Annotated in this window: 23 protein-coding genes; 14 read left to right on the top strand and 9 right to left on the bottom strand. The window is 64.7% G+C overall.

The annotated features are described in order from the left end of the window. Positions 1–126 precede the first annotated feature (126 nt). The gene (locus O3301_RS19190) at positions 127–897 is read left to right on the top strand and encodes a transferase spermidine synthase (RefSeq protein WP_305057183.1); all 771 of its coding nucleotides are present in this window, start codon (positions 127–129) and stop codon (positions 895–897) included. 154 nt (positions 898–1,051) lie between these two features. Beyond that, positions 1,052–3,931, top strand: coding sequence for an EAL domain-containing protein (locus tag O3301_RS19185; protein ID WP_305057182.1), 2,880 nt, complete (start codon positions 1,052–1,054; stop codon positions 3,929–3,931). Here the strand turns inward: O3301_RS19185 and O3301_RS19180 are convergent. The 5 genes from O3301_RS19180 to O3301_RS19160 form a co-directional block, all read right to left on the bottom strand. Continuing rightward, positions 3,921–4,166 carry a hypothetical protein gene (locus O3301_RS19180; RefSeq protein WP_305057181.1) on the bottom strand — a complete coding sequence of 82 codons (246 nt, stop codon included), beginning with the start codon at positions 4,164–4,166 and terminating at the stop codon, positions 3,921–3,923. The two genes, O3301_RS19185 and O3301_RS19180, sit on opposite strands and share 11 nt — an antisense overlap. A 9-nt stretch (positions 4,167–4,175) precedes the next feature. Further along, entirely contained in the window at positions 4,176–5,057 is an 882-nt protein-coding gene (locus O3301_RS19175; RefSeq protein WP_099664521.1) for a LysR family transcriptional regulator, read from the bottom strand. Between the two features lie 91 nt (positions 5,058–5,148). Then, positions 5,149–5,766 (bottom strand): hemolysin III family protein, encoded by a 618-nt coding sequence (locus O3301_RS19170; protein WP_152282767.1) that lies wholly within the window; start codon positions 5,764–5,766, stop codon positions 5,149–5,151. 136 nt (positions 5,767–5,902) lie between these two features. Continuing rightward, on the bottom strand, positions 5,903–7,408 hold the full coding sequence (locus O3301_RS19165; protein WP_305057180.1) for an NYN domain-containing protein: 1,506 nt from the start codon (positions 7,406–7,408) through the stop codon (positions 5,903–5,905). A 111-nt stretch (positions 7,409–7,519) separates the two neighbouring features. Further along, on the bottom strand, positions 7,520–8,707 hold the full coding sequence (locus O3301_RS19160; protein WP_305057179.1) for a dienelactone hydrolase family protein: 1,188 nt from the start codon (positions 8,705–8,707) through the stop codon (positions 7,520–7,522). Between the two features lie 168 nt (positions 8,708–8,875). On the opposite strand from O3301_RS19160, the gene O3301_RS19155 reads away from it, so the two are divergent. Beyond that, positions 8,876–9,247: a flagellar basal body protein gene (locus tag O3301_RS19155; RefSeq protein WP_305057178.1), complete on the top strand. Its 372-nt coding sequence runs from the start codon at positions 8,876–8,878 to the stop codon at positions 9,245–9,247. A 37-nt stretch (positions 9,248–9,284) separates the two neighbouring features. Here the strand turns inward: O3301_RS19155 and O3301_RS19150 are convergent, their stop codons facing one another. Beyond that, on the bottom strand, positions 9,285–9,884 hold the full coding sequence (locus O3301_RS19150; RefSeq protein ID WP_152255998.1) for a TetR/AcrR family transcriptional regulator: 600 nt from the start codon (positions 9,882–9,884) through the stop codon (positions 9,285–9,287). A 139-nt stretch (positions 9,885–10,023) separates the two neighbouring features. Here O3301_RS19150 and O3301_RS19145 point away from each other — a divergent pair, with 139 nt between their 5' ends. Genes O3301_RS19145 through O3301_RS19135 form a run of 3 tightly spaced genes read left to right on the top strand, consistent with a single transcriptional unit; the run spans position 10,024 to position 12,905 of the window. Next, positions 10,024–11,085, top strand: a complete 1,062-nt coding sequence (locus O3301_RS19145; RefSeq protein ID WP_305057177.1) for a sugar phosphate isomerase/epimerase — start codon at positions 10,024–10,026, stop codon at positions 11,083–11,085. Between the two features lie 27 nt (positions 11,086–11,112). Then, positions 11,113–11,979 (top strand): alpha/beta fold hydrolase, encoded by an 867-nt coding sequence (locus O3301_RS19140; protein WP_289905513.1) that lies wholly within the window; start codon positions 11,113–11,115, stop codon positions 11,977–11,979. Continuing rightward, a complete protein-coding gene (locus O3301_RS19135) occupies positions 11,976–12,905 on the top strand; it encodes an alpha/beta hydrolase (protein WP_305057176.1) in 930 nt (309 codons plus the stop codon). The genes O3301_RS19140 and O3301_RS19135 overlap by 4 nt, the downstream gene beginning before the upstream one ends. Before the next feature lie 51 nt (positions 12,906–12,956). Here O3301_RS19135 and O3301_RS19130 read toward each other — a convergent pair whose 3' ends face one another. Both O3301_RS19130 and O3301_RS19125 read right to left on the bottom strand, forming a co-directional pair. Further along, a complete protein-coding gene (locus O3301_RS19130; protein ID WP_305057175.1) occupies positions 12,957–13,493 on the bottom strand; it encodes a molybdopterin-dependent oxidoreductase in 537 nt (178 codons plus the stop codon). Between the two features lie 30 nt (positions 13,494–13,523). After that, on the bottom strand, positions 13,524–15,530 hold the full coding sequence (locus tag O3301_RS19125; protein ID WP_305057174.1) for a TonB-dependent siderophore receptor: 2,007 nt from the start codon (positions 15,528–15,530) through the stop codon (positions 13,524–13,526). Between the two features lie 277 nt (positions 15,531–15,807). Between O3301_RS19125 and O3301_RS19120 the strand changes: the two genes are divergently transcribed. From O3301_RS19120 to O3301_RS19085, 8 genes are all read left to right on the top strand, one after another. After that, positions 15,808–16,632, top strand: coding sequence for an IclR family transcriptional regulator (locus tag O3301_RS19120; RefSeq protein WP_099664531.1), 825 nt, complete (start codon positions 15,808–15,810; stop codon positions 16,630–16,632). A gap of 39 nt (positions 16,633–16,671) precedes the next feature. Beyond that, positions 16,672–17,826 (top strand): acyl-CoA dehydrogenase family protein, encoded by a 1,155-nt coding sequence (locus O3301_RS19115; protein WP_034782861.1) that lies wholly within the window; start codon positions 16,672–16,674, stop codon positions 17,824–17,826. Positions 17,827–17,837: 11 nt separating this feature from the next. Beyond that, a complete protein-coding gene (locus O3301_RS19110) occupies positions 17,838–19,376 on the top strand; it encodes a class I adenylate-forming enzyme family protein (protein ID WP_305057173.1) in 1,539 nt (512 codons plus the stop codon). A 60-nt stretch (positions 19,377–19,436) separates the two neighbouring features. Beyond that, positions 19,437–20,603 carry an ABC transporter substrate-binding protein gene (locus O3301_RS19105; protein ID WP_305057172.1) on the top strand — a complete coding sequence of 389 codons (1,167 nt, stop codon included), beginning with the start codon at positions 19,437–19,439 and terminating at the stop codon, positions 20,601–20,603. Between the two features lie 105 nt (positions 20,604–20,708). After that, complete coding sequence (locus tag O3301_RS19100; protein ID WP_035817692.1) at positions 20,709–21,581, top strand: branched-chain amino acid ABC transporter permease; 873 nt, start codon at positions 20,709–20,711, stop codon at positions 21,579–21,581. Then, a complete protein-coding gene (locus tag O3301_RS19095) occupies positions 21,578–22,540 on the top strand; it encodes a branched-chain amino acid ABC transporter permease (RefSeq protein WP_305057171.1) in 963 nt (320 codons plus the stop codon). The genes O3301_RS19100 and O3301_RS19095 overlap by 4 nt, the downstream gene beginning before the upstream one ends. Beyond that, positions 22,533–23,246 carry an ABC transporter ATP-binding protein gene (locus tag O3301_RS19090; RefSeq protein WP_305057170.1) on the top strand — a complete coding sequence of 238 codons (714 nt, stop codon included), beginning with the start codon at positions 22,533–22,535 and terminating at the stop codon, positions 23,244–23,246. Before O3301_RS19095 ends, O3301_RS19090 begins: the two co-directional genes overlap by 8 nt. Then, entirely contained in the window at positions 23,239–23,940 is a 702-nt protein-coding gene (locus O3301_RS19085) for an ABC transporter ATP-binding protein (protein ID WP_305057169.1), read from the top strand. The genes O3301_RS19090 and O3301_RS19085 overlap by 8 nt, the downstream gene beginning before the upstream one ends. Here O3301_RS19085 and O3301_RS19080 read toward each other — a convergent pair. Then, entirely contained in the window at positions 23,937–24,401 is a 465-nt protein-coding gene (locus O3301_RS19080) for an alpha/beta hydrolase (RefSeq protein WP_305057168.1), read from the bottom strand. The two genes, O3301_RS19085 and O3301_RS19080, sit on opposite strands and share 4 nt — an antisense overlap. Between the last annotated feature and the right edge of the window lie 206 nt (positions 24,402–24,607).

Below are 24,607 nucleotides of genomic sequence, written 5' to 3'. Positions count from 1 at the left end.
GCCGTGCCGCCGCGCGCCGATATACGCATGCTCGGCGCGGATTAATCGGGTATGCTCACGGGAGCTTATCAGATTTCTCTGAATGCAACAAAGCATCTCCCCCAGTCCACTCAGCGAAGTCGTCCCATGCCGGAAAACAGAAGCACCACCCCGCTTGCCCCGCAGGTGCATACCTGTGGCGACCGGCGCCGCCTGGAATTCCAGCCCGGCATGATCCAGAGCGAAATGCTGCTGTCGCGCCCCGACCATCTGCTGCTGCGCTATGCGCGCGCCATGATGTGCTTTACCCTGTTCGTGCCCCGTCCCCGCCACATCCTGATGGTGGGACTGGGCGGCGGTTCGCTGCTGAAATTCTGCTACCGCCACCTGCCCGACACCCGCATCACGGTGCTGGAACTGCGCGCCGACGTGATCGCCCTGCGCGAGCAATTCATGCTGCCGCCCGACGACGCGCGCCTGCGCATCATCGAGACGGACGCCGTCAGCTATATCCGCCAGCATCCGGGCTGCGCCGACGTGCTGCTGCTCGACGGCTATGACGAAACGGGCTTGCCGCCGGCACTGGGCAGCGCGCGCTTCTACGCGGACTGCCTGCGCGCCCTGCTGCCCGGCGGCGTATTGGTAGCCAACCTGTTCAGTTATGACGAGCACTACCCCGCCATGCTGGCGCGCCTGATGCTCACCTTCCGTGGCGCCGTGTGCCACTTCGACGGCATCGCCGGCAATAACCGCATCATCTTCGCCGCCAGGCCCGGGCAAGGCGCCGACGGCCGCGCCGTGCGCGTGGTGCGCCTGGTGCGCTGGCGCCGGGTATGCGGTCTGGCTTTCCTGAACCGCTGGCTGCCGGCATGGCAGTTGTGGCGCTTGCGCCGCCGGTCAGGCGCGGGCAGCAACTGAAAGTCGTCTTCCCCGGTCATAGATATTGTTGCTTATTAGCAGTAATTTGGTGCAAAATCCGCATGATGGATGTGGTTTATGACAAACTACCGCCTGCGTGGGGCCGGCAGGCGCCGCCGAACCCAAGTGTCCATGAAGTGAGATAGGAAAAACCATGCTGCGTGGCCGCCTGCCATTGTCGATTTCCGCCGCGGCCGCGCTGACCTTTGCCTGCGGCGTCAGCGTGACGGCCGTGCTGTTTGCCGCCATCAGCCAGCTCGAATACGACAAGATGGGCCTGAGCCTGCAGCAGCGCGCCGGCGCCAGGGTGGCCGCCATCGAGCAGGGGCTCGACGATGCGGTCGAGGTGCTGACGACAACAAACCAGCTGTTTGCCGCCGTCGTGCCCGTCACCCGGGAACAGTTCCACGACTTCACCACGCCGCTGCTGCAACGCCACCCGTTCATCCAGGCCTTCAATTTCCACCGCATCGTGCCGCATGCGCAGCGCGCCGCCTTCGAGACGGAGCTGCGGCGCATCGTGCCCGACTACGCCATGACGGAAATGCGCGACGGCGTCGTCGTGCCTGCGACGACGCGCGCCAGCTACCTGGTGGTCGACTACCTCGAACCCCTGCAGGGCAACCGCCCCGCCTTCGGCCTGAACGTCAGCCCGAGCGGCGTGCTGGCGCGCGCGCTGGAACAGGCGATCGTCAGCGGCCAGACCACCGCCACCGGCCTGCTGGCCCTGGCGCAAGGGCCGCAACGGGGCTTCGTCATCGTGCGCCCCGTGTACCGCCACGGCGTGCCCCTGCAAACGATACAGCAGCGGCGCGCGGCGCTGATCGGCGATACGGCGGTCATCGTGCGCGCCGGAGAACTGGTGCAGAAAATCCTCGCCGGCGCCGACCTGCTGGGCGACTCGCAGCTTGAGCTCAGCGTCTACGCGGACGCCGGCGCCGATCCGCGCCAATTGATCTTCCGGCATGGCCAGGCGCCTGCCGACGAACCGGGCGGCGCCTGGGAATCGCTGCCCCGCTGGCTGCACTTTGCCTACCACAGCCATTACGACCGGGCCTTCGTTTCCGCCGGCCGGCCCTGGCATGTGCGCGTGGTGGCCCATCCGCGCCCCTTCCTGGCCGACCATCTGGGCTCCCTGTTCACCCTGATCACGGGTTTGCTATTCAGCGTACTGACGGCCGCCTTCGTGCAATCGCTGACGCAGCGCTCGCGCCGCGTGCAATTGCTGGTGGAGCAGCGCACGGCCGACCTGAAACGCAGCAATGAACTGCTCAGCGCCGACGTGCGGGCGCGCCAGCGCACGGAGCGCGCCTTGCAGGAAAGCGAAAAGCGCTTCCGCCGCCTGCTGGCCCTGTCCTCGGACTGGTACTGGGAACAGGACGCCAACTTCTGCTTCACCCACATCACCAGCGGTTTCACGGACAAATCGAACATGCCGCTGGAACGCTTCATCGGCATGACGCGGTGGGACAACAACCCGGAAATGCGCAATTCGCGCTGGGGCAAGCAGCACATCGCCAACCTGGAAGCCCACCTGCCCTTTTCCAACCTCGAATATGCGATGCATGACCGCGATGGCCAGCTGCGCTGGTTCAGCATCAATGGCGAGCCGCTGTTCAACGAGCTGGGCGACTTTCGCGGCTACCGGGGCACGGGGTCCGAAATCACGGAACGCAAGCTGGCCGAGCAGCAAATCCAGCACATCGCCCACCACGACGTGCTGACGGGCTTGCCCAACCGCGCCCTGCTGCGCGACCGCCTGGCGCAAGCGATGGCCCTGTCGCGCCGCAAGAACCGCGCATTATGGGTGCTGTTGATCGACCTGGACCGGTTCAAGTTCGTCAATGACAGCCTCGGTCACAAGGCGGGCGACCTGCTGCTGAAAACCATCGCCACGCGCTTGCAGTCCAGCCTGCGCGAAAGCGACACCGTGGCGCGCCTGTCGGGCGATGAATTCGTCGCCATCCTGTGCGAGCAGGCCGACGAAGTGCTCAGCGGCGCCATCGTGCAGCGCGTGATGGATGCCGTGGCGCAGCCGGTGCTATTGGATGGCAAGGAATTTTTCGTCACCTGCAGCATCGGCGTGGCCGTCTACGACATGTCGCGCTACGACGCGCCCGGCGACGTGACCCTGAATGGCGAGACGCAGAACCTGATCGAGCAGGCCGACATCGCCATGTACTGCGCCAAGAAACAGGGCCGCAACAACATCAAGTTCTACACGACGGCCATGAACCAGGCCACCCTGGAGCGCCTGCGCATCGAGACGGCGCTGCGCAACGCCCTGGAACGCGAGCAGTTCGTGCTGCATTACCAGCCGCAGGTGGACCTGGCCAGCGGGCGCATCGTCGGCGTGGAAGCGCTGCTGCGCTGGCAGCATCCGGATCTGGGCATGGTGGCGCCGCAGCGCTTCATCGCGCTGGCCGAGGATACGGGACTGATCGTGCCGATCGGCGCCTGGGTCATGCGCGAAGCGTGCGCGCAGGTGAAACGCTGGCATGCGGCGGGACTGGACACCTTGCGCTTGGCCGTGAACCTGTCGGCGCGCCAGTTCAACGAGCCGAACCTGGTCGCGTCGATCGCCGACGTGCTGCTGGAAACGGGCTTGCCGCCCGCCTGCCTGGAACTGGAACTGACGGAAAGCCTGTTCATGCACGACGTGGCGCTGGCCGTCAGCCAGCTGCACGACATGAAGGCGCTCGGGGTGCAGCTGTCGATCGACGACTTCGGCACCGGCTATTCCAGCTTCGCCTACCTGCGCACCTTCCCCATCGACGTGCTGAAGATCGACCGCAGTTTCGTCGGCGACGTGGCGCGCGACGCGGACGACGCAGCCATCGTCGTCTCCATCATCGCCCTGGCGCACAATTTGAAGCTGCGCGTGGTGGCCGAAGGCGTGGAAACGGCGGAGCAGCTCGATTACCTGCGCCGCCATGGCTGCGACGAGGCGCAGGGCTATTATTTCAGCCGGCCGCTGCCCGCCCATGAAGTGGAAGCCCTGCTGCGGGCGGAAGAATCGCACGTCATGCTGTAGGCGACGGCGGCACCCTTGCCCCGAGTTCGAGCTCGTCCCAGTCGTCCAGGCCGGATTGCGCCAGCAGGGAAGCCACATCCGTGGCATGCGCCGGATCAATGTCCTGCTCCGGATGCGGCCACACGAAATCGCATTCCGTACAGACGATCACTTGCTGGCCCGTCTTGCGGACCGTGGCGTGCACCAGGTCGCCATATTCGTCGCAGGTGGGGCATTGCATGCCATGTGCGCTCATGTCCAGGCCTTACAGTTTCTGTTGCAGGAATTCGAGGAAGCAGCTGATGCGCTGCGCCAGCTGCGTGTTGCGGTAGTAGACGGCGTGGATCTGCTGGCGGTAGCCCGTGTAAAACGGCTGCAGCACCCGCACCAGCCGGCCGGCCGCGATGTCGTCCTTCGTCATGAAGTCGGACAGGCAGACGATGCCCTGATCGTGCAACGCCAGCTGGCGCAGGGTTTCGCCGCTGGACGCGGCCAGCGCCGGCACGATCTGCAGGCTGTTGCCCGCTTCGTGGCGCAGCGGCCAGTTATTCCCCAGCTCATATTGCGCAAAACCCAGCAGCGCATGGCCGGACAGCGCTTCCGGCGTGGCGGGTTCGCCGTGACGCGCCAGGTAGGCGGGCGTGGCCAGCACGTGCAGCGGGCTGGCGCTGAGCGGGCGCGCATGCAGGGTCGAATCGACCAGGGCGCCGATGCGGATGGCGATATCGGTGCGGTGTTCGAGCAGGTCGGCGATCTGGTCGTTGCTGGTCAGCTCCAGGCGGATGTCCGGGTACATGGCGCGAAATTCCGCCACGTGGGGCACCACGCAATGGAGCATGAAGGGCGAGGCGGCATCGACGGACAGCCGCCCGGCCGGCTTCTGGCGGCGGATGCGGATCGACTCTTCCACGTCTTCCATCGACGCGAGGATGGCGCGCGCCTTGTCCAGGAACAGCTGTCCCTCTTCCGTCAACTCCATGCGGCGCGTGGTACGCGTCAGCAGCGACGTGGCCAGCTTGTCTTCCAGGCGCGACAGGGCGCGGCTGACGCCCGAAGTGGTTTGTCCCAGGTGCACGGCGGCCGCGCTCAAAGTGCCGCTGTCGATGACGGTGACGAAGATTTTCAGGTCGTCCGAATTGATATCCATTGTTGCCTTATTATTGCCGCATTGTTGCGCTATTTTCACATATCGCGCCATTATAATGGAATCATGGCAACAGTGATGGCAAGGGATAACGTCAGGCAACGTAGAACAAAATGGCGATAAAATGACAGCTACTGCCGGCCAGCACGAACAGGTGCCAGATGCCGTGGCCATGGCGCAGCTTGTGGTCGGTGGCATAGAAAGCGATGCCGCCCGTGTAGCACAGCCCGCCTGCCACCAGCCACAGGAAGCCGTTCCACTCGAGCGCCGCCAGCAGCGGCTTGATACCGATGACGATCAGCCAGCCCATGGCCACGTAAATCACCAGCGACAGGATGCGCGCGCCTTTCGCGTACACGTATTCCTGCACGATGCCCAGCAAGGCCAGGCCCCAGACGACGCCGAACAGCGACCAGCCCCACGGCCCGCGCAGGGTCACCAGCATGAAGGGCGTGTAAGTGCCCGCGATGAGCAGGTAGATGGCGCAGTGGTCGAGCCGCTGCAGCACGGCCTTGGCCTTGCCGCGTACGCTGTGGTACAGGGTGGAAGTGAGGTAGAGCGTGAGCAGCATGGCCGCATACACGCTGCAGCTGACGATTTTCCAGGGATCGCCCGTGCGGGCCGCCGCGACGATCAGGATGACGCCGCCGATGGCCGCCAGCGCGGCGCCCACCGTATGGGAAATGCTGTTGAACCGTTCACCGTGGTACATGCTTGACCGCCCGCCGCGTTAAAAACAGGCTCATCGTACACGCTTGGGGAGATCGGGGTGCGCGGTTTGCGCAAGGCAGGGACCGGAAAAGCGGGGGCGCATGCGCTTGCCGCCCCGCTTGTTGCCGCTCAGGCTATCAGGCAGCTTCCGCCTTCTTGCGCGCGGGACGGCGCGCCGGCGTCTTGCGCGGCGCCTTGGCCGGCTTGTCTTCCGCCACGACAGCCACTTCCACCGGCGCCGCTTCAACGACAGGCGCAGCTTCCACCACAGCTTCTGCCGCCTTCTTGGCCGGTTTCTTCGCCGCTGCCGCCTTGCGGGCCGGCGTGCGCGGCTTGGCCTTTGGCTTGGCTTCGGCGGCGGCTTCCACCGGCACTTCGGCTACCGCCTCAGGCGCAGGCACGGCTTCCACCACCGGCGCCACCTCGACGGCGACGACTTCGGCGCGCGCTTCGCGGGCGCCATCGCCATTCTTGCGGCCACCGCGGCCATTGCGGCGCGAACCGCGCTTGGCGTTGCCCTCTTCTGCAACCACCTCGGCCACCGCTTCGGCGGCGGCTTCGGCCACTTCGTGCTGCACTTCCGGCTGCGGCGCCGGCGCATACTGCTCGATGACGACGGCTTCGGCGTCGGCCACCGGCACGAAGGCCTGTGGCGCGGACTCGCCGCGGCGTTGCTCGTTCTGCTTGCGGCCGCCACGGCCATTGCGGCGCGAATCGCGGCGGCTGCCGCCTTCACGGTGATTGCCCTCTTCCGCCGTCACGCCGGTCTCGCCGCTGACCTCATTGGCGGTATCCGCGTTCGCGGCAGCCGGCACGGCCACCAGGCCGCTGCTGCGGTAGACATAGGCGCCCGATTTTTCATCGCGGCCAAATTCCAGCAAGCCGCGCGTTTGCGCTTCTTCCAGCAGGTTGCCGAAGGTGCGGAAACCGTAATAGGACTCGCTGAAGTCCGGCTTGCGGCGCTTGATCGCTTCCTTCAGCATCGAGGCCCATATCTTGCCGCTGTCGCCGCGCTCGGACACCAGCGCGTCGAAGGTCTCGACAGCCATTTCGATCGCTTCCGTCTTGCGCGACTCGTATTTTTCCTTGCGGCGCACTTCCTCGTCCGGCGAGCGCTTGGCGGCAGGCGTGTCGCGCGCATCGCGCTTGGCGGCTGTGCGGCGGCTTTCGCGCACCAGGTCATCGTAGAAAATGAATTCGTCGCAGTTGGCCACCAGCAGGTCGGAGGTCGACTGCTTGACGCCCACGCCGATCACCTGCTTGGCGTTTTCGCGCAGTTTCGACACGAGCGGCGAAAAATCGGAATCGCCGCTGATGATGACGAAGGTATTCACGTGGGCTTTGGTGTAGCACAGGTCCAGCGCATCGACCACCAGGCGGATGTCGGCCGAATTCTTGCCGGACTGGCGCACGTGGGGAATTTCGATCAGTTCGAAGTTCGCTTCATGCATGGTACCCTTGAAACTTTTATAACGGTCCCAGTCGCAATATGCCTTCTTGACAACAATACTGCCCTTGAGCAGCAAGCGTTCCAGGATGGGCTTGATATCGAATTTTTCGTAATTTGCATCTCGCACGCCGAGCGCGACGTTCTCGAAGTCGCAAAACACGGCCATGCTGAGGTTTTCTGGGGATGACGCCATAAGGGTGAATTCTCGCTGATGATAAGGGCGGACGGGAAGCGCAACGCCTCCCTTTTCGCCTAGTATATTCGCCCATCCCCCGTTTCGGCGACAACTATCGTGCGCGGCGGCCTATTGCGCGCCGCCGGCGGCGCTTGCGCTGGCGCCGGCGAGCGGCCAAACGACGCTTTCATCGACCGAATACAGCTGGCACGGCAGGCTGCTGCGCCGCTGGCACGAGGCCAGCGCGCGCACATCGGGACTTTCGCCCTCCTCGGCCCAGCCCCAGGCGCCGCTGGCCGACAGGGCAAAGGCGCGCGGCGCGGTTTTCTCCAGGAAGACGCGGTAGGCGGCGCGCCCCTGCTCTTCCAGGTAGGGCACGGCGGCGATATCGTCCTGCAGCGCGAAATGCGTGGCGGGCGGAGACGGCGCATCGGCCACGCGGTAGACCTGCCGCACCGGCATGCCGATTTTCTGCAGGAAGCGCTCGGTGGCGGGCAACCACACGGCCACGCCGTCGCGGCTGCCCAGGGTCAGGTGCGCGTCGCGCTTGAACGGGCCATAGGCGAGCAATTGCGCCCGGCCGCCCGAACCGGTAAAGGAATTGAACAGCCGCCGCACCAGCGCCGGCGAAAAATACGAGTCATTCGCGCCATACAGCCACAGGCTGGGGATGTGGTTGTAGGCGCCCAGGGTGGCGAAGGACTTGGCCAGCGCCCCTTGCCAGTCGCAGCCGGGCATGTCGACGCGCAGGCCGCCGGAAAAATTGAGCACGCCCCGCACGCCGGGCAGCACCCGGGTGGCCAGCGCCAGCGCCGCCATGCCGCCATACGACTGGCCCGCGACGACGATGCGTTCCGGGTCGACCCAGCTCTGGCGCCGCGCATACGCAAGCGCGGCCAGCACGTCGCGCGCCTGGCCCTGGGCGTTGCCCAGCATGTCGCAGCCGAAATCGCGGTAGGCACCCGTGGAGCGCGCAAAACCGGCGCGCATGGGCAGCATCACCGCATAGCCGCGGCGCACGAATTCGGCGGCCATATAGATGAAGCGCTCGCGCGCCTGCAGTTTCGCAGGCCCGGCCTGCTTGCCATGATTCATCAGCAACAGGGGAAACGGGCCGGGGCCGGCGGGACGGAACACCGTCGTTTCCAGCACGTCGCGCAAGCCGTCGCCGGCCGGCACCATGATGATTTGCTCGTTCAAGCGCGCATCGAGCGGCAGTGAGGCAGAAGCAGGCTGGGCTTGCAGGGTCAGGCAAGGCCAGCTGAGCAGCAAAGCCAGGCAAAGGCGGCGTACGAGGGGGAAAATGGCAGGCTCCATGCGAGATTTCCCAGCCAGTCTAGGCAGTGAAAGGGCGCAGGACAATATTAAAAAATTATGGATGGGTAACTTTTTTTGCAGTCATCGACGGCGCGGAAAAATGTTGCCTTGCACCAACCACATAGCGCCCGCATGGGAGTAAACTAGGAGCCTTCTGAAGGAGTTGCCATGTCCATATCCGCCCTCACCACCGGTACCTCGGGGCTGACCGCCAACCAGCGCGCGCTGGATGTGGCCGCCAACAATATCGCCAATGCGAATAGGCCGGGCTTCCAGCCGCAACAAGCCGAGTTCCAGGAAGCCAGCCCGGCCGGCACGGGCGTCACCCTCTCCGTCGAAGGGCGCAAGCTGGCCGCCGGCGAAAGCGTCAGCGGCGCCAATGCCAACGCGGCCAAGGCTGCGGAAAGCCGGCCGAACGGCGTGGGCCTGGCGTCAGAACTGACGGATAACCTCGTCTACAAGGCCGGTTTTAATTTGTCGGCGAATGTCGTCAAGGCGGCCGACCAGGCCCTGGGCAGCCTGATCGACGTCAAGACCTGATGCAGCAAACATCCACGGCGACTATCGGCAAGATAGTCTAATTTTTCATTTCCAGCGCCAAGGGCGCCATCGCCGGCGTGATCAGCGCCAGCAGCCGTTCGGCGGGAATGCCGTCGCGCGCCTGCACCGACAGGCCATGCAGCAGCGCCGCATAATAGTCGCCCAGCGCCTGCACGTCCGCCTCCTCTTTCAATTCTCCCGCCAGCTGCGCCGCGCGCAGGCGCTCGATGACAGCCTGCGTGCGCGCGCGGCGGTGCTGCGCCAGCCAGTCGGCGATGCCCGCGTTGTCCGCGCTCGTATTCGTGGCGGCCGTGACCACCATGCAGCCCTGCGGCTGGCCGCTGCGCGTATACAACAGCACGGCTTCTTCCAGCATACGCGCCACGGCGTCGCGCGCATTCAGGCTGGCCGCCAGCGCATGCACGGCAAATGCGCCCTCGCCCGTTTCATACAGTTCCACGGCTTCGCGGAACAATTGCTCCTTCGAGCCGAACGCCGCATAGATGCGCGCCGAGGCGATGCCCAGCGCCGCCACCAGGTCGGCCATCGATACGCCTTCATAGCCGCGCGTCCAGAACGCGTCGCGCGCTTTTGCCAGCGCCAGCGCGCGGTCAAATTCCCTCGGTCTTCCTGCCATTTTCATCCTTTGCTTGCAAACTGGCGGCCAGTATAACGCTTGCAAGCCACACCGATTCCGCATTTATTTTGCATCACGGCCTTGACCGCGCAGAAAATTTCGCCTATTCTTTGTCGATCGACAAACAATAGGAGCCGATATGAAAACCATCCAAGGACCAAGCCTGCACCTGGCACAATTCGCCGCCGATACGGCGCCCTTCAACACCCTGCCCGCCATCGCCGAGTGGGCGGCCGGCATGGGCTTCAAGGCCCTGCAGATCCCCGCCTGGGATGCACGCCTGTTCGACGTGGCGCAAGCAGCCCACAGCCAGCAATACTGCGACGACCTCGTCGCCATGCTGGCCAGCCATGGCCTGGTCATCAGCGAACTGACGACGCACATCCTCGGCCAGCTGGTCGCCGTGCACCCGGCCTACGACGCGCTGTGCGACAGCTTTGCGCCGGCGCACCTGCACGGCCAGCCGGCGGCGCGCACCGAGTGGGCCATCGAGCAAGTGAAACTGGCGGCCATGGCCTCGAAGCGCCTGGGCCTGACCGACATGGGCACGTTCTCCGGCTCGTTCGCCTGGCCCTACCTGTTCCCGTTCCCGCAACGCCCGCCCGGCCTGATCGAGGCGGCCTTCGACGAACTGGCGCGCCGCTGGCTGCCCATCCTCGACGTATGCGAAGAACAGGGCATCAACCTGTGCTACGAGATCCACCCGAGCGAAGACCTGCATGACGGCATCAGCTTCGAGATGTTCTACGAGCGCGTGGGCCGCCACCCGCGCTGCAAGATGCTGTTCGATCCGAGCCACTTCGTGCTGCAGCAATTGAACTACCTGGAATTCATCGACATCTACAAGGACCATATCCGCATGTTCCATGTAAAGGACGCGGAATTCAATCCGACGGGACGACAAGGCATCTACGGCGGCTACCAGTCGTGGGAAAACCGCGCCGGACGTTTCCGCTCGCTGGGCGACGGCCAGGTCGATTTCAAGGCAATCTTCTCGAAGATGGCGCAAAACGACTACGCGGGCTGGGCCACGCTGGAATGGGAATGCTGCCTGAAGGACCAGGAAGTGGGTGCGCGTGAAGGCGTGGCCTTCATCAATGCCCACATCATTCCCGTGACAGACAAGATCTTCGACGACTTCGCCGGCGCCCCCGTCAGCACGCAGCAGATCAATACCCTGCTCGGCATCACGCACAACTAATTAACTGAATCAATACAAGGACTTGCCATGCATCAGAATGAAGACAGCTACACCCACGACTATGTGCGCATCGACGGCCAGCGCCTGCATTGCGTCATCGCCGGCGAAGGAAAACCGGTGCTGCTGATCCCCGGCTGGCCGCAAACCTGGTACGCCTGGCGCTACGTGATGGCGGCCCTTGCCGCCCAGGGCTACCAGGCGATCGCCATCGATCCTCCCGGCAGCGGCCACTCGGAACGTCCGGCCGGCGGCTACGACACGGGCGCCGTTGCCGCCACCCTGCACCGCGCCATGCTGGCCCTGGGCCATGCGCAGTACGATGTCGTCGGCCACGACATCGGCATGTGGGTCGGCTATGCGCTGGCCAGCGACTTCCCGCAGGCCGTGACGAAACTGGCGCTGACGGAAGCCGTCATTCCCGGCCTGGCACCCGCGCCGCCGATTTTTGTCGCGCCGTCCGACAACATCTTCCTGTGGCACTTCATGTTCAACCAGGTGCTGGACTTGCCGGAGATGCTCACGGCCGGCAAGGAGCGCGAATACATCCGCTTCATCCTGGACCGCTGGTCGTACCGCCGCGACAAGGTGGCCGTCGACGTATATGCGGACGCCTACGCCACGCCGGGCGCCCTGCGCGCCGGTTTCGCCTACTACCGCGCCATTCCGGAAACCATCCGGCAAAACCTGGAGCGGGCGAAAAAGAGCCTGGCCATGCCCGTGCTGGCCATCGGCGCCGACCATGCGACGAATGACGCGCCTCTGCTGACCATGCAGGGCAAGGCGGACATCTTGAAAGGCGCCATCGTCGCCGAATGCGGCCACTTCATCATGGAAGAACAGCCGGAAGCGTTCATCGCCCACCTGCTGCCGTTCCTGGCCGGAGAAGCCGCATGAGCCTCGATCCGCTGATCGCCGCCTGGCTGGAACAGACAAGGAATGCGCCGCCGCCCGCCTCGCTGGCGGACTTGCGGGCCGCCACGGAAACGGGGCTGCGCCAGCTGCACGGGCCGCTGGAAGACGTCGCCTCGATCAAGGACTACGTGCTGCCTGGCGAGCACGCGCTGACCGTGCGCGCCTACGTGCCCGCCGGCGCGGACACAAGCAAGCCCCTGCCGGCCATCGTCTTTGCGCATGGGGGCGGCTGGTGCCTGTGCTCGCTGGACCTGTACGACAATCCGTGCCGCGCACTGGCCAACGCCACCGGCTGCGTGATCTTTTCCGTCGACTACCGGCTGGCGCCCGAGCACAAGTTCCCCGTGCCGCTGAACGACTTTTACCGGGCAGTCTGCTGGGTGGCGGACCATGCCGAGGCGCTCGGCATCGATGCGAAGCGGCTGGCCGTGGGCGGCGACAGCGCGGGCGGCAACCTGGCGGCGGCCGCGGCCCTGATGGCGCGCGACCAGGCCGGTCCCGCGCTGGCGCACCAACTGCTGCTGTACCCGGCGCTCGATTTCGCCTTCGACACGCCGTCCTACCAGCGCTATGCGGAAGGCCATTCGCTGACGCGGGAAGCCATGCGCTTTTGCTGGTCGGCCTACCTGAACGAGCCGGCTGACGGCGCGCAGTCCTATGCGGCGCCCCTGCGGGCAACGTCGCTGAAGGACTTGCCGCCGGCGACCGTGCTGGTGTGCGAGTACGACCCGCTGCATGACGAAGGCGAGGCCTATGCGCGGTATTTGCGCGACGACGGCGTGGCGGCGCAATGCGTGCAGCTCGACGGCATGATCCATGCGTCGATCCACATGCTGGGCTTGACGCCAGCGGCGCGCGGCCTGTTCGACGTGGCGGGCCAGGCCATGCGGCAAGCGCTGGCGGCATAAAAAAACGCGCCGGGGATGGCTCCACGGCGCGTTTTTTCCATCAGCTTATCGTCACTCCACCAGCTTGCGCACCTCGATGCCGTTCAACCACTTCACGTGGCGCGGACCCGTGCGGATGTCCTTCGCCGAAATGAGGGCGATCTCGCCATCGTTGTCGTCGAGCGCCTTGCCGTTCTTTTCGTAGTAGACGATCACGCCCTCGCCGGCCGGCGAGTTATACAGCTCGCCCCAGGAAAACACCACCGCATAGCCATCGGTTGCCGTGGCGATGATGGCGAGCTTCTTGACGTCGTTATGGCCCGGCGCATCGAGCACCGCCTTGTCCAGGATATCGCGCAGGAGCACGCCCTTGTAGCTGGTAATGGTTTCGGCCTTGTCTCCGTTATGGCGCGTGACGGCGATTTTCCCACCGTTGGCCGGCGGCAGCTGGCGCAGGTCGGTCACCTTCAAGGTCAAGGGCGTTTCCACCACGCCCGTCACGGTCAGCGCGTGGCTCATGTTGTCGCGCGCCGGCGCCGGGTCTGCCCATGCGGGCACCGCGGCCAGCAGTGCCGCCGAAACGAGGCTTGTCAATATTGTCTTCAACATGCTGTGTCCTTTCATGAAACATTCAAAAAATCAGAACTGGTACTGCGCATTGGCCAGCCAGGTGCGTCCCGCGCTGGGAAAACCGTCGGCCAGCGCGTAATTGCGGTCGCCCAGGTTCGCCACGCCCGCTTCCAGGGTCAAGGCCGGCAAGGGGCGGTACACAGCCTTCAGGTTCACGGTCGTAAAGCCGCCGAGTTCCAGGGTGTTCGAGACCCAGCGCCCGCTGTTCGTTTCCGCGATGGCCACCACGTCGACCTGGCGCGCCGCGTGCAGCACGGCGTGCGCCGTCAGCTTGTGGCGCGGTACGTCCGTCAGACGCGTGGCGCGGTCGCTGATGTTCTTCATGTCCGTGTAGGTGTAATTGCCGCCGAAATCCAGCCAGGCGCCGGCGTTGCCGCGCAAGCCAAGTTCCACGCCGCTGATGTGCGCCCTGCCCGCGTTGCGCATCTGCGAGCGCACGCCCGAGACATTCGCCACGCTCTGGATCTTGTCCTTCACATCGCTGTAGAACAGCGCCGCTTCCACCTTGGCGCCCTGCACGTTTCCTTGATACCCCAGCTCATAATTCATCGCCTCTTCCGCGCGCAGGGCCGGGTTTTCGATATACGTGCCCAGGCGCTGCGAGTAGCGGTCCTTCAGGGTCGGCAGGCGCGACTTGCGCGCCACGGTGGCGTACACGCGCGCATCAAGACCGACCTTGCGGAACAGTCCCGCCTGCAGGTCCGTGGCCGATTGATTGGCTGGCAAGGTGTAGGCATTGCCCGCACTGTAGACGGTGTCCGGGCGCAGTTCATTGCGAGAGATGCCCAGCGACAGTTCCGTCGCCGCATCGAGGGCGATGCTGTCTTCCGCGCCCAGGGTCCACAAGGCATCCTTGTACCAGGTGGTGCGCACGCCTTTTGCATCGAGTTCCTGGTGTTCGTCGGCCTTGTAGCTGGCCACAAAACGCAGGCTGTGCGCGGCCAGGCGGAACGATTCGAGTTCCACCGCGCCGCCATTCGTACGGTCGTTATAGATGCTGCGCCCGCCGCTGACGCTGCCCTGGCCGCTGGTTTTCAGGGTCGCGTAGCTGCCGTTCGTGTAGGAGGTGATTTCATTGTCGTAGCTGTCGTGGTACAGGCGCAGTTTCAGGCGCTCGGCGTCGCCCAGGCGCGTCTGCGAGACGAAGTACACGCTTTCCTTGTTCCAGTACGGCCATTGCCAGTAGCGCGCGCCCACGGGATTGGTCGATGGCGGCTGGCCCTTTTCGCCATGCTGCTTATAGTAGCTCAGTGCATACTCGTCGCCTGCCTGCGCGCCATCGGGCGTGTAGCCCACCTTGAACGACAGTTTATGATCCTTGCGATAGGAATTGTTGCGCGTGCCGCCGTCTTCCGTGGCCGTGGGGCGGAAGTCCGACGACATGGGAAAACCGTCGCTGTCGATATACGACACGCCCGCCTGCAGATACCACAGGCCCTGGTTGGTGCCCACGTTGGCCGACACCCGGCGCTCGCTGCCCGAGCCGAAACCGATGGACGTATCGCCTTCCATCCGCGCGGACGGCTTGCGCGACACCAGGTTGATGGCGCCGCCCAGGGTATTGGCGCCATACGCCACGGAACTGTAGCCCTTGGCCACCTGAATGGCGGCCAGGTCGTTGGTGGTGAAGCGGTTGAAATCGACATAGCCGTCGTACGGCACGTAGACGGGAATGCCGTCGATGTACAGCGGCACCTGGCGCGCATCGAAGCCGCGGATGGCGACGGTTTTTTCATTGCGCGAATTGGTCGACAGCGACACGCCGGACAGCAGATTCAATGCATCGCCCACATTGTCGCGGTTAAAGCGGCGCATCTCGGCGCGGTTCACTTGCGCGCCCACCTGTTGTTCCATTTGGCCTGCCTGCTCGCGCTGGCCGATCACCGTCACCGTGCCCAGCACGAACGGCGCCGCCGCATCCACGCCATCGTTGCCCGCCGTTTGCTGCGCCTGCGCCGTCTGTGCCATTTGCGCCAGCGCCAGCATCACGGCGCCAGCCATTACCTGTTTCAACATCGTCTAGATCTTTCCACTCTCGTTATATATCGTCTTATATAGCGATACTCAAAAAAGCGGCCACGCATGCGGTGGCCGTCACCCAACAGCGCAATATACAGACGTATATAGCGATGCTCAAGCGACAAGACCAAAAGCACGCGCGCAGGTCAATTTTTCACGCTTTTTTCATGCACCGCAGCATTTCGCTGTGCGAACGAATGTTTCACAAAACGGTTGACATGCCAGATTCGGCTAGGCAAACTGATTTCCAGGGAGCCTGAAAATGAATGCAAATATGACAAATATTCAGACCGCCGCAGATCCGGAACTCATCGTCTTCAGCGATGACGAGGAAGGCAAGGACCGCCAGTTCGTCAACGCGCTGGCGCGCGGGCTGGAAGTGCTGCGCTGCTTCCGTCCCGGCGAAGTGTTCCTGTCGAACGCGGACATGGCCAAGCGCACGGGCATCCCGAAACCGACGATTTCACGCCTCACCTATACCCTCACCAAACTGGGCTACCTGAATTACTCGGACAGCCTGGGCAAGTACCAGCTGGGCGCCGGCGTGCTGGCCCTCGGTTACCGCATGCTGTCGAACCTGGACGTGCGCAAGATGGCGCGCCCGCTGATGGAAGAACTGGCCGAACATGCGCAAGCGTCCGTCTCGCTAGGCACGCGCGACCGCCTCAGCATGGTGTACGTGGAAACGTGCCGCAGCAGCGCCAACGTCACCCTGCGCCTCGACGTCGGTTCGCGCATCCCCCTGATGACGACCGCCATGGGCAAGGCCCTGCTATGCATCCTGCCGCAGGCCGAACGCGACTACCTGATGGATCACGCCAGGGTGCACGAGACGGAACGCTGGCCGCGCATCAAGGCCGGCATCGAACAAGGCTTCAAGGATTACCAGGACCGGGGCTTTTGCATCTCGGCCGGAGAATGGCAGAACGACGTGCATGCCGTGGGCGTGCCCATGCTGGGTGCCGACGGCGAACAGGTGATGGCCTTCAATTGCGGCGGCCCCGCCTTTTTGCTGTCGCGTGAAAAACTCGAGTCCGACCTGGGACCGCGCCTGGTCGCCCTGGTCAAGACAGTGGAAAAAAACCTGGGCCGCGGTTAGACTGCGCGCCCCCTCTTAATTACAGTACCGAGGACCCCGATGATACGCGACGAAGAAACCCTGAACATTCTGCTCGACAGCATCGCCCGTTTCGTGCGCGAAGTGCTGGTGCCGAACGAGGCGCTGGTGGCCGAAACGGATACCATCCCGCCCGCCATCGTGGCGCAGATGCGCGAACTGGGCCTGTTCGGCCTGTCCATCCCGGAAGCCTACGGCGGCCTGGAGCTGAGCATGGAAGAGGAAGTCCGGGTCGCGTTTGAAATCGCCCGCACCTCGCCCGCCTTCCGTTCGCTGATCGGCACGAACAACGGCATCGGCTCGCAAGGCATCGTTATCGACGGCACGGAAGCGCAAAAACAATACTATCTGCCTAAGCTGGCGGCCGGCGAGATCATCGGCTCGTTCGCTTTGACGGAAGCGGGATCGGGTTCCGACGCCGCGTCCCTGCGCACGACGGCCGTGCGCGACGGCGACTTTTATATCCTCAACGGCAGCAAGCGCTATATCACCAACGCGCCCGAGGCCAGCATCTTCACCGTCATGGCCCGCACGGACCCTGTCAAGCGGGGCGCCTCGGCCATTTCCGCCTTCATCGTGGAAAAGGACACGCCCGGCCTCTCGCTGGGCAAGATCGATAAAAAGATGGGCCAGCAAGGCGCGCATACTTGCGACGTCATCTTCGAGAACTGCCGCGTCCCGGCCGCGAATATCATCGGCGGCAAGGAAGGCGTGGGCTTCAAGACGGCCATGAAAGTGCTCGACAAGGGCCGGCTGCATATCGCCGCCGTCTGCGTGGGCGCGGCCGAACGCATGCTGGCCGACGCCCTGGCGTATGCGATGGAACGCCAGCAGTTCGGCCAGCCCATCGCCGAATTCCAGCTGATCCAGGCCATGCTGGCCGACAGCAAGGCCGAAATCTACGCGGCGCGCAGCATGGTGCTCGACGCGGCGCGCCGCCGCGACAACAAGGAAGATATTTCGACGGAAGCGTCGTGCTGCAAGCTGTTCGCCTCCGAAATGTGCGGCAGGGTGGCCGACCGCTCCGTGCAGATCCACGGCGGCGCCGGCTATATCAGCGAATACGCGGCCGAACGCTTCTACCGCGACGTGCGCCTGTTCCGCATCTATGAAGGCACGACGCAGATCCAGCAGATCGTCATCGCACGCAACATGATCAAGGCAGCGCAAAAGTGAAGGAGGCCGCCATGGACATTCCCGCCCTGCTGGCCGGCTTGCCGGCGCGCCTGTCGGCCATTCCCGCCCACTGGGCGGCACGCGCGCCGGACGCGCCCGCGCTGCATGAAGCTGGCCGCAGCTGGACCTATGCGCAGCTGCAGCACAGTGTGGAAGATGCCGCTCGGCTGCTGCGTCAGCTGGACGTGCGCGCCGGCGACCGCCTGATGGTGGTGGGCGAGAACGGCGCGCTGCAGGTGGCGCTGATCTTCGCTTGCGCCAGCATCGACGCGTGGATCGTCAACGTCAACGCGCGGCTGTCGGCGCGCGAAATCGATACCATCGCCACGCACAGTTCCGCGCGGCGCGTGCTGTTCCTGGCCGGCGCCTCGCCGGAAGCTGCCGCGCATGCTGCACGTCTGGGCGCGGCCAGCGCCACGGTCGACGGCATGGGCGAGCTGCTGGTCGGCGACTTGAACGAGACAACTATCGTCGAAGACACGGTCCCCGGCAACGAACAGGTGGCCGCGCTGATCTACACGACAGGCACGACGGGCCAGTCGAAAGGCGTGATGCTCACGCACCGCAACCTGCTGTTCATCGCCGCCGTGTCCAGCACATTGCGGGGATTGAGCAGCACCGACCGCGCCTACGGCGTGCTGCCGATTTCGCACGTATATGGCCTGGCCTCGGTGGCGCTCGGCACCCTGTATGCGGGCGCCGCCCTGTACCTGGTGCCGCGCTTTTCCGTCGACGGTCTGCTCTCGGCCCTGAAGGACGACGAGCTGACCATCGTGCAGGGCGTGCCCGCCATGTACGCCAAGCTGCTGCAAACCCTGGGCGGCGCCGATACCCCGCTGCCGACGAAGCTGCGCTTCGCGTATGCAGGCGGCTCGCCGCTGGCGCCGTCGCTCAAGCACGAGGTGGAAAAGCTGCTGGGCACCGCGCTGCACAATGGCTACGGCATGACGGAAAGCGCGCCCACCATCAGCCAGACGCGCCTGGAAGCGCCGCGCCGCGACGATTCCGTCGGCACACCGATACCGGGCGTGGAAGTGCGCGTGGTGAGCGTTGACGGCCTTGATGTGGCGCCGGGCGAGCCAGGCGAACTGTGGATACGCGGGCCGAACGTCATGGCCGGCTATTACCGCGAACCGGCCATGACGGAGGCCACCATGCGCGATGGCGGCTGGCTCAATACGGGCGACATGGCGCGCCAGGATCCCGACGGCGCCCTCTTCATCGTCGGCCGCACCAAGGAGCTGATCATCCGCTCCGGCTTCAATGTGTATCCGCTGGAGGTGGAAACGGCGCTGAACGCCCACCCGTCCGTGGTGCAGTCGGCCGTGGTGGGACGCACTGTGGCCGATGGCAACGAGGACGTCATCGCCTACGTGGAGCTGGACCCGCGCCAGCCCGCCAGCGTGGCACAATTACAGGCCTGGCTGGCGCAGACCCTGTCGCCGTACAAATGCCCGTCCGCCATCATCGTCATGGACGCGCTGCCGGCCGCCGCCACGGGCAAGATTTTAAAGGGGCAGCTGCGGCAAATGGCGCAGAATGCACGATAAGTTGACCATGTAGTACCAGAACCGACAATAAAACCAAGCCACATCACCGGAGGAGACACGATGAAACGCACCTATACACGCATCGCCATGGCAGCACTGGTTGCCAGCGCCTGGATAACGCAGGCCAGCGCCGACGAATTCCTGGTCGGCGCGGAAATCCCGCTGACGGGCAACCTAGCCAGGGTCGGCGCCGGCATGCAGGAAGGCATCATGGTCGCGGCCGAAGTCTTCAACAAGACCAACGGCAAGCACACCATCAAGATCATCACCGTCGACGACGAATCGGCACCCGCCAAGGCCATCGCCGCCGTGGAAAAGCTGGCCAGCCAGGGCGTGGTGGCCATCACGGGCGGCTATGGCTCGAACAATATCTCACCCGCCTCTGACACGGCGAACAAACTGGGCCTCGTCTACATCACCTCGGGCGGCGTGGACGACAGCCTGGTGTCCAGCGGGCGCAAGAATTTTTTCCGCATCAATAACACGGCCGGCTACGAAAAAGCCATGCTGGGACTGCTGCAGGACGTGGGCGCCAAGTCCGTCTCCATCGTGTACTCGACCAAGGATGCCACCACGGGCCTGGCGAAGGACGTGGAAAAGGCCCTGGCAGCCAAGGGCGTGAAAGTGACGACGCACTCGTTCGACCCGGCGATTACGGACTTCAAACCCATCATCAACAAGATCAAGCTGCAGGACAAATCGGAAGTGGTGGCCATGGTCGGCTATGAAAACGACTATGTGGGCATCATCCGCGCCGCCCGCGTCCTGAAGCCGAAGATCAAGGCCATGGTGGGCGTGTGGTCGCTGGCTACGCCGAAAATGGCGGCCGACTTCCCCGACCTGATGCCGAACGTCTTCGGCACGGCCCTGCTGCCCTTCCCCACGGAATTCAAGACGGCCGACGGCAAGGCCTTCAGCGACGCCTACAAGCAGCTGTACAAGAAGGAGCCGGACTACCTGGGCCAGTTCGGCTATGTGCAGTCGATGCTGCTGTTCGAAGCCATCGCGCGCGCGGCCGACAAGGGCACCATCAAGAAAGGCGGCGTGGCCGAGGAAATGCGCAAGACGGACCGCGAAACCCTGATCGGCCGCGTGCAGTTCGCCGCCAACGGCGACAACCAGAACTTCGTGCACCGCATGGCGCAGCACCAGGACAAGAAAGTGGTGATCGTCTGGCCGAAGGAACACGCGACGGGCAAGCTGGCCTATCCAGCCCTGCCCTGGTAGGCAGCCTCCCGCTGCGCACGCGCGCGTCCGCCAGGGCGCGCACCGATGAACGGCAGCCCTGGCGCATCTTCGCGATGCCCTTGGGCTGCCTGACGGGATGACGACATGACAGAATTAATCTTGCAGGCCCTGTATTCGGGCTTGCTGCAGGGCGGCTCCTACGCCCTGATCGCACTGGGACTGGCGCTGGTCTTCGGCACCATGAAAGTGATCAACCTGGCGCACGGTGAACTGGTGCTGCTGGCCGCCTACATCGCCTACAGCGTCGAATCCGGCCTGGGACTCGGTCCCATGTTCGCCATTCCCATCGCGCTGGTGATCGTCAGCCTGACGTCCGTGGGCGTGTATCTGATCGTCAGCCGCATCAAGAAGGACCGCGAAATCAATTCGCTGATCCTCACCTACGGCATCGGCGTCATCCTCACCAATTTCATCCTGCTCGTGTGGAAGGCCGACATCCGCTCGACGTCGTCCAGCTGGCTGCAGGAAGGGTTTGAAATCGGCCCGTTTTTCAGCATGCGCAGCGAAGTGATTTTCTTTGGCGTCAGCCTGGTGCTGATGGCGGCGCTGTGGCGCTGGCTGTCCACCAGCTGGTATGGCCGCGCCGTGCGCGCCGTCTCCAGCAACCGCGACGCGGCCAAGCTGATGGGCATAGACCCGGGCCGCACGGAACTGGTGTCGTTTCTCGTCGCCGGCATCCTGGCCGCCTTCGCGGGCGTCGCCCTGTTCAGCTATGGCGTGATCCAGCCGGCCTACGGCGGCGCGCTGACGGTGAAAGCCTTCATCATCACGGTATTGGCCGGCATCGGTTCCATTCCCGGCGTGCTGCTGGCCGCCGTGCTGCTGGGCGTGGCCGAGGCGCTGACCGTCACCCTCGCCAGCTCCGCGCTGCAGGAATTGTCCGGCATGGTGCTGTTCCTGCTGGTGCTGTTCATCATGCCGAACGGCTTGTTCGGCGCACAACGGAGGCGCGGATGAAGCGCTCGACACTGATTTCCACGGCGGGCCTGCTGCTGGCCGCGTATATCGTCGTGCCGCTGGCCTTGGGCGCCAACCAGTATGTGATGAGCATGGTGGTGGCGGCCCTGATCGTCGGCGGCGTGGCCATGTCCTGGGCCCTGCTGGGCAACCTGGGCGGCATGGTCAGCTTCGGTCACGCTGCCTTCTTCGGCGTAGGCGCGTATGTCTCCGCGCTGGCCACCGTGAAACTGGGCTTGCCCGTGTTTGCCGCCATGCTGCTCGGTGGCGCGGGCGCGGCCATCGCCGCCGTCATCATGCTGCCCGTGCTGCGCCTGCGCGGTCCGTATTTTGCGCTGGCCATCCTCGCCTACGCCCACATCTTCCGCATCCTGGCCACGGAATGGAGTTCCGTCACGGGCGGCGCCGGCGGCATCAACAATATCCCGGCCTTGCCCGCCGTCTTCGGCTTCGACCTGGCCAGCAAGACGGGCGCCTACCTGGTGGTGCTGACCCTGGTGGTGGCGTGCGCGTTTGCCTACAGCCGCATCCGCGCCAGCCATTACGGCATCGCCCTGCGCGCCATGCACGACAGCGAAGACGCCACGCGCGTCGTCGGCGTCAACAGCACCCTGCTGAAAGGCGCCATGCTGCTCGTGTCGGCCTTCATGGCGGGCCTGTTCGGCGCCTTCAACGCCCACTACATCAATTTCCTGGAACCGGACTACGCCTTCAACAGCCTGTGGGTGACCTTGCCCATCGTGGCGGCCATCTTCGGCGGCTACCGCACGATACTCGGCCCCGTGCTGGGCGCCGTGGTGGTATACCTGGTCGACCAGCTGATTTTCAAGTCGCTGATCCCCACGGGCCACCAGCTGGTGCTGGGCGTGCTGCTGGTGGCGATGATCGTCTTCAGTCCGAACGGCTTGCTGCCGCTGCTGCGCAAACTCGTCAAAGCGAAGGAAGAAGCACATGCTTGAACTCGATAATGTGTCCGTGCGCTTCGGCGGCCTGACGGCCGTCGATTCCGTCACCCTGAAGGTGGGCAGCCACGACGTGATCGGCCTGGTGGGCGCGAACGGCGCGGGCAAGACCACCCTGTTCAACGCCATTTCCGGCCTGGTGCGCCCCACCAGCGGCGGCATCCGCTTCGAGGGGCGCGACATCATGGCCACGCCCATGTACCAGCGCGCGCGCCTGGGGCTGGGCCGCACCTTCCAGATCCCGCAGCCCATGCATGAATTGACGGTGCGCGAAAACCTCGTCGTGGCGCAGCGTTTCGGCACCGGCAAAGTGGACATGCGCAAGATCGATGAAATCCTCGACTTCACGAGCCTCGCGGACAAGGCGCAGCGCGACGCGGCCAGCGAACTGGCGCTGACGGAATTGAAGGCGCTGGAAGTGGCCAAGGCGCTGGCGACGAACCCGAAACTGCTGCTGCTCGACGAAGTGCTGGCGGGACTGGAAACGAATGGCAAGCGCCGTTTCATGGGCATGCTGAAGGATTTGCATGCCGCCTTTGGCGTGGGCATCGTCATGATCGAGCACGATATCGAAACCATCAGCAATCTGTGCCAGCGCGTGGCCGTGCTCAATTTCGGCCAGCTGATCGCCGACGGCACGCCCGATGCGGTCTTCCGCGATCCGGCCGTCATCGAAAGCTACACGGGAGCCGCGCATGCTTAACATAGAGAATCTGCGCGCCGGCTATGGCGCCATCAATGTGCTGTGGGATGTGTCGCTGTCCATCCAGAAGGGCAAGCTGACCACCATTATCGGCCCGAACGGCGCCGGCAAGACCACCCTGCTGCGCGCTATCATGGGTCTGCTGCCCGTGGGCGCGGGCAGCATCGCGCTCGATGGCACGCCCATCAACGGCACGCCGACGTGGAAGATGAGCGACGCGAGGGTCACGATGATACCCGAGGGGCGCATGACGTTCCGCGACATGAGCGTGGAAGAAAACCTGATCATGGGCGCCTTTCCGAAGGAGCACCGCAGCCACATGTCCGCGCGCCTGGCGGAAGCCTACGCCATGTTCCCGCGCCTGCACGAGCGGCGCAAGCAGCTGGCCGGCTCACTGTCCGGCGGCGAGGCGCAGATGCTGGCCATGGCGCGCGGGCTGATGTCGGACCCGTCGCTGCTGATCATCGACGAGCCGTCGCTGGGCCTGGCCCCGCTGGTGGTCAACGAGCTGTTCGACATCCTCGCGCGCCTGAACGACGGCAAGCGCACCATCATCCTCGTCGAACAGAACACGGCGCGCGCCGTCGGCGTGGCCGATCACGTTTACCTGATGCAAAGCGGCAAGGTGGCGCTGTCGCAGGCTGCTGCCGAGGTCGACCTCGAGCACCTGCATGCGCTCTACTTTGCGCGCTAGTCGGCGGCAAACACCAGCCCCGGCATCTTCGCCACGCAATCGAGGTTCAAGGGCGCGCGCGGGTCGCGCAGGAATGCCAGTGTCAGCTGTCCGCCGCAGCGGTTGAACATGGCGCCATGCGTCTGGCCCGGAACCTGCACGAAGCGTGCGTTGGGCATGCTGCGCAGCAGGCGCCGGCCCCAGGCTGGCGGCGTGACGGGATCGAATTCGCCGGCCAGGATCAGCACCGGCACGTCGCTCTTCACGGCATCGTTTGCCTGCGCCGCAGCCGCTGCAACGCGCCAGGCGCCGCACATCCCGGGCGTCGCCGTGCGGTTATCCATGCCGCCCAGCCCCAGGGCCGGCGCCACTTGCACGGCCATGCGGTCGGGCTGCTCGAACGGCATCTCCTCGCCGCACCAGATCGACAGGCGCAGTCCCCAGTTGAAGCTGGAAGGAGCGCTGCGCAGCAATGGCAGCAAGCCTTGCGGACGGTGCGAAGGCCGGTTTGACGGGCAGTGTGTCCGGCGCGGCGGCGCAGGGCTGCGCCGCCGTTATCAAACACGCGGCGGCAAGCATGGAACGGCGAAATGGAAGCAAGGAACCTCCTCGGCAGCATGGGCATACGACAGGATGGAATGGCAGACGGGCCACTCATTTAGTTGCCAGATTAGCACGCAATCGCGGC

Source organism: Janthinobacterium sp. SUN211 (genome assembly GCF_030587315.1).
GTDB classification, from domain to species: domain Bacteria; phylum Pseudomonadota; class Gammaproteobacteria; order Burkholderiales; family Burkholderiaceae_D; genus Janthinobacterium; species Janthinobacterium kumbetense.
The sequence above is the reverse complement of the archived record's forward strand: the minus strand, read 5'-3'. Positions and strand labels throughout refer to the sequence as shown.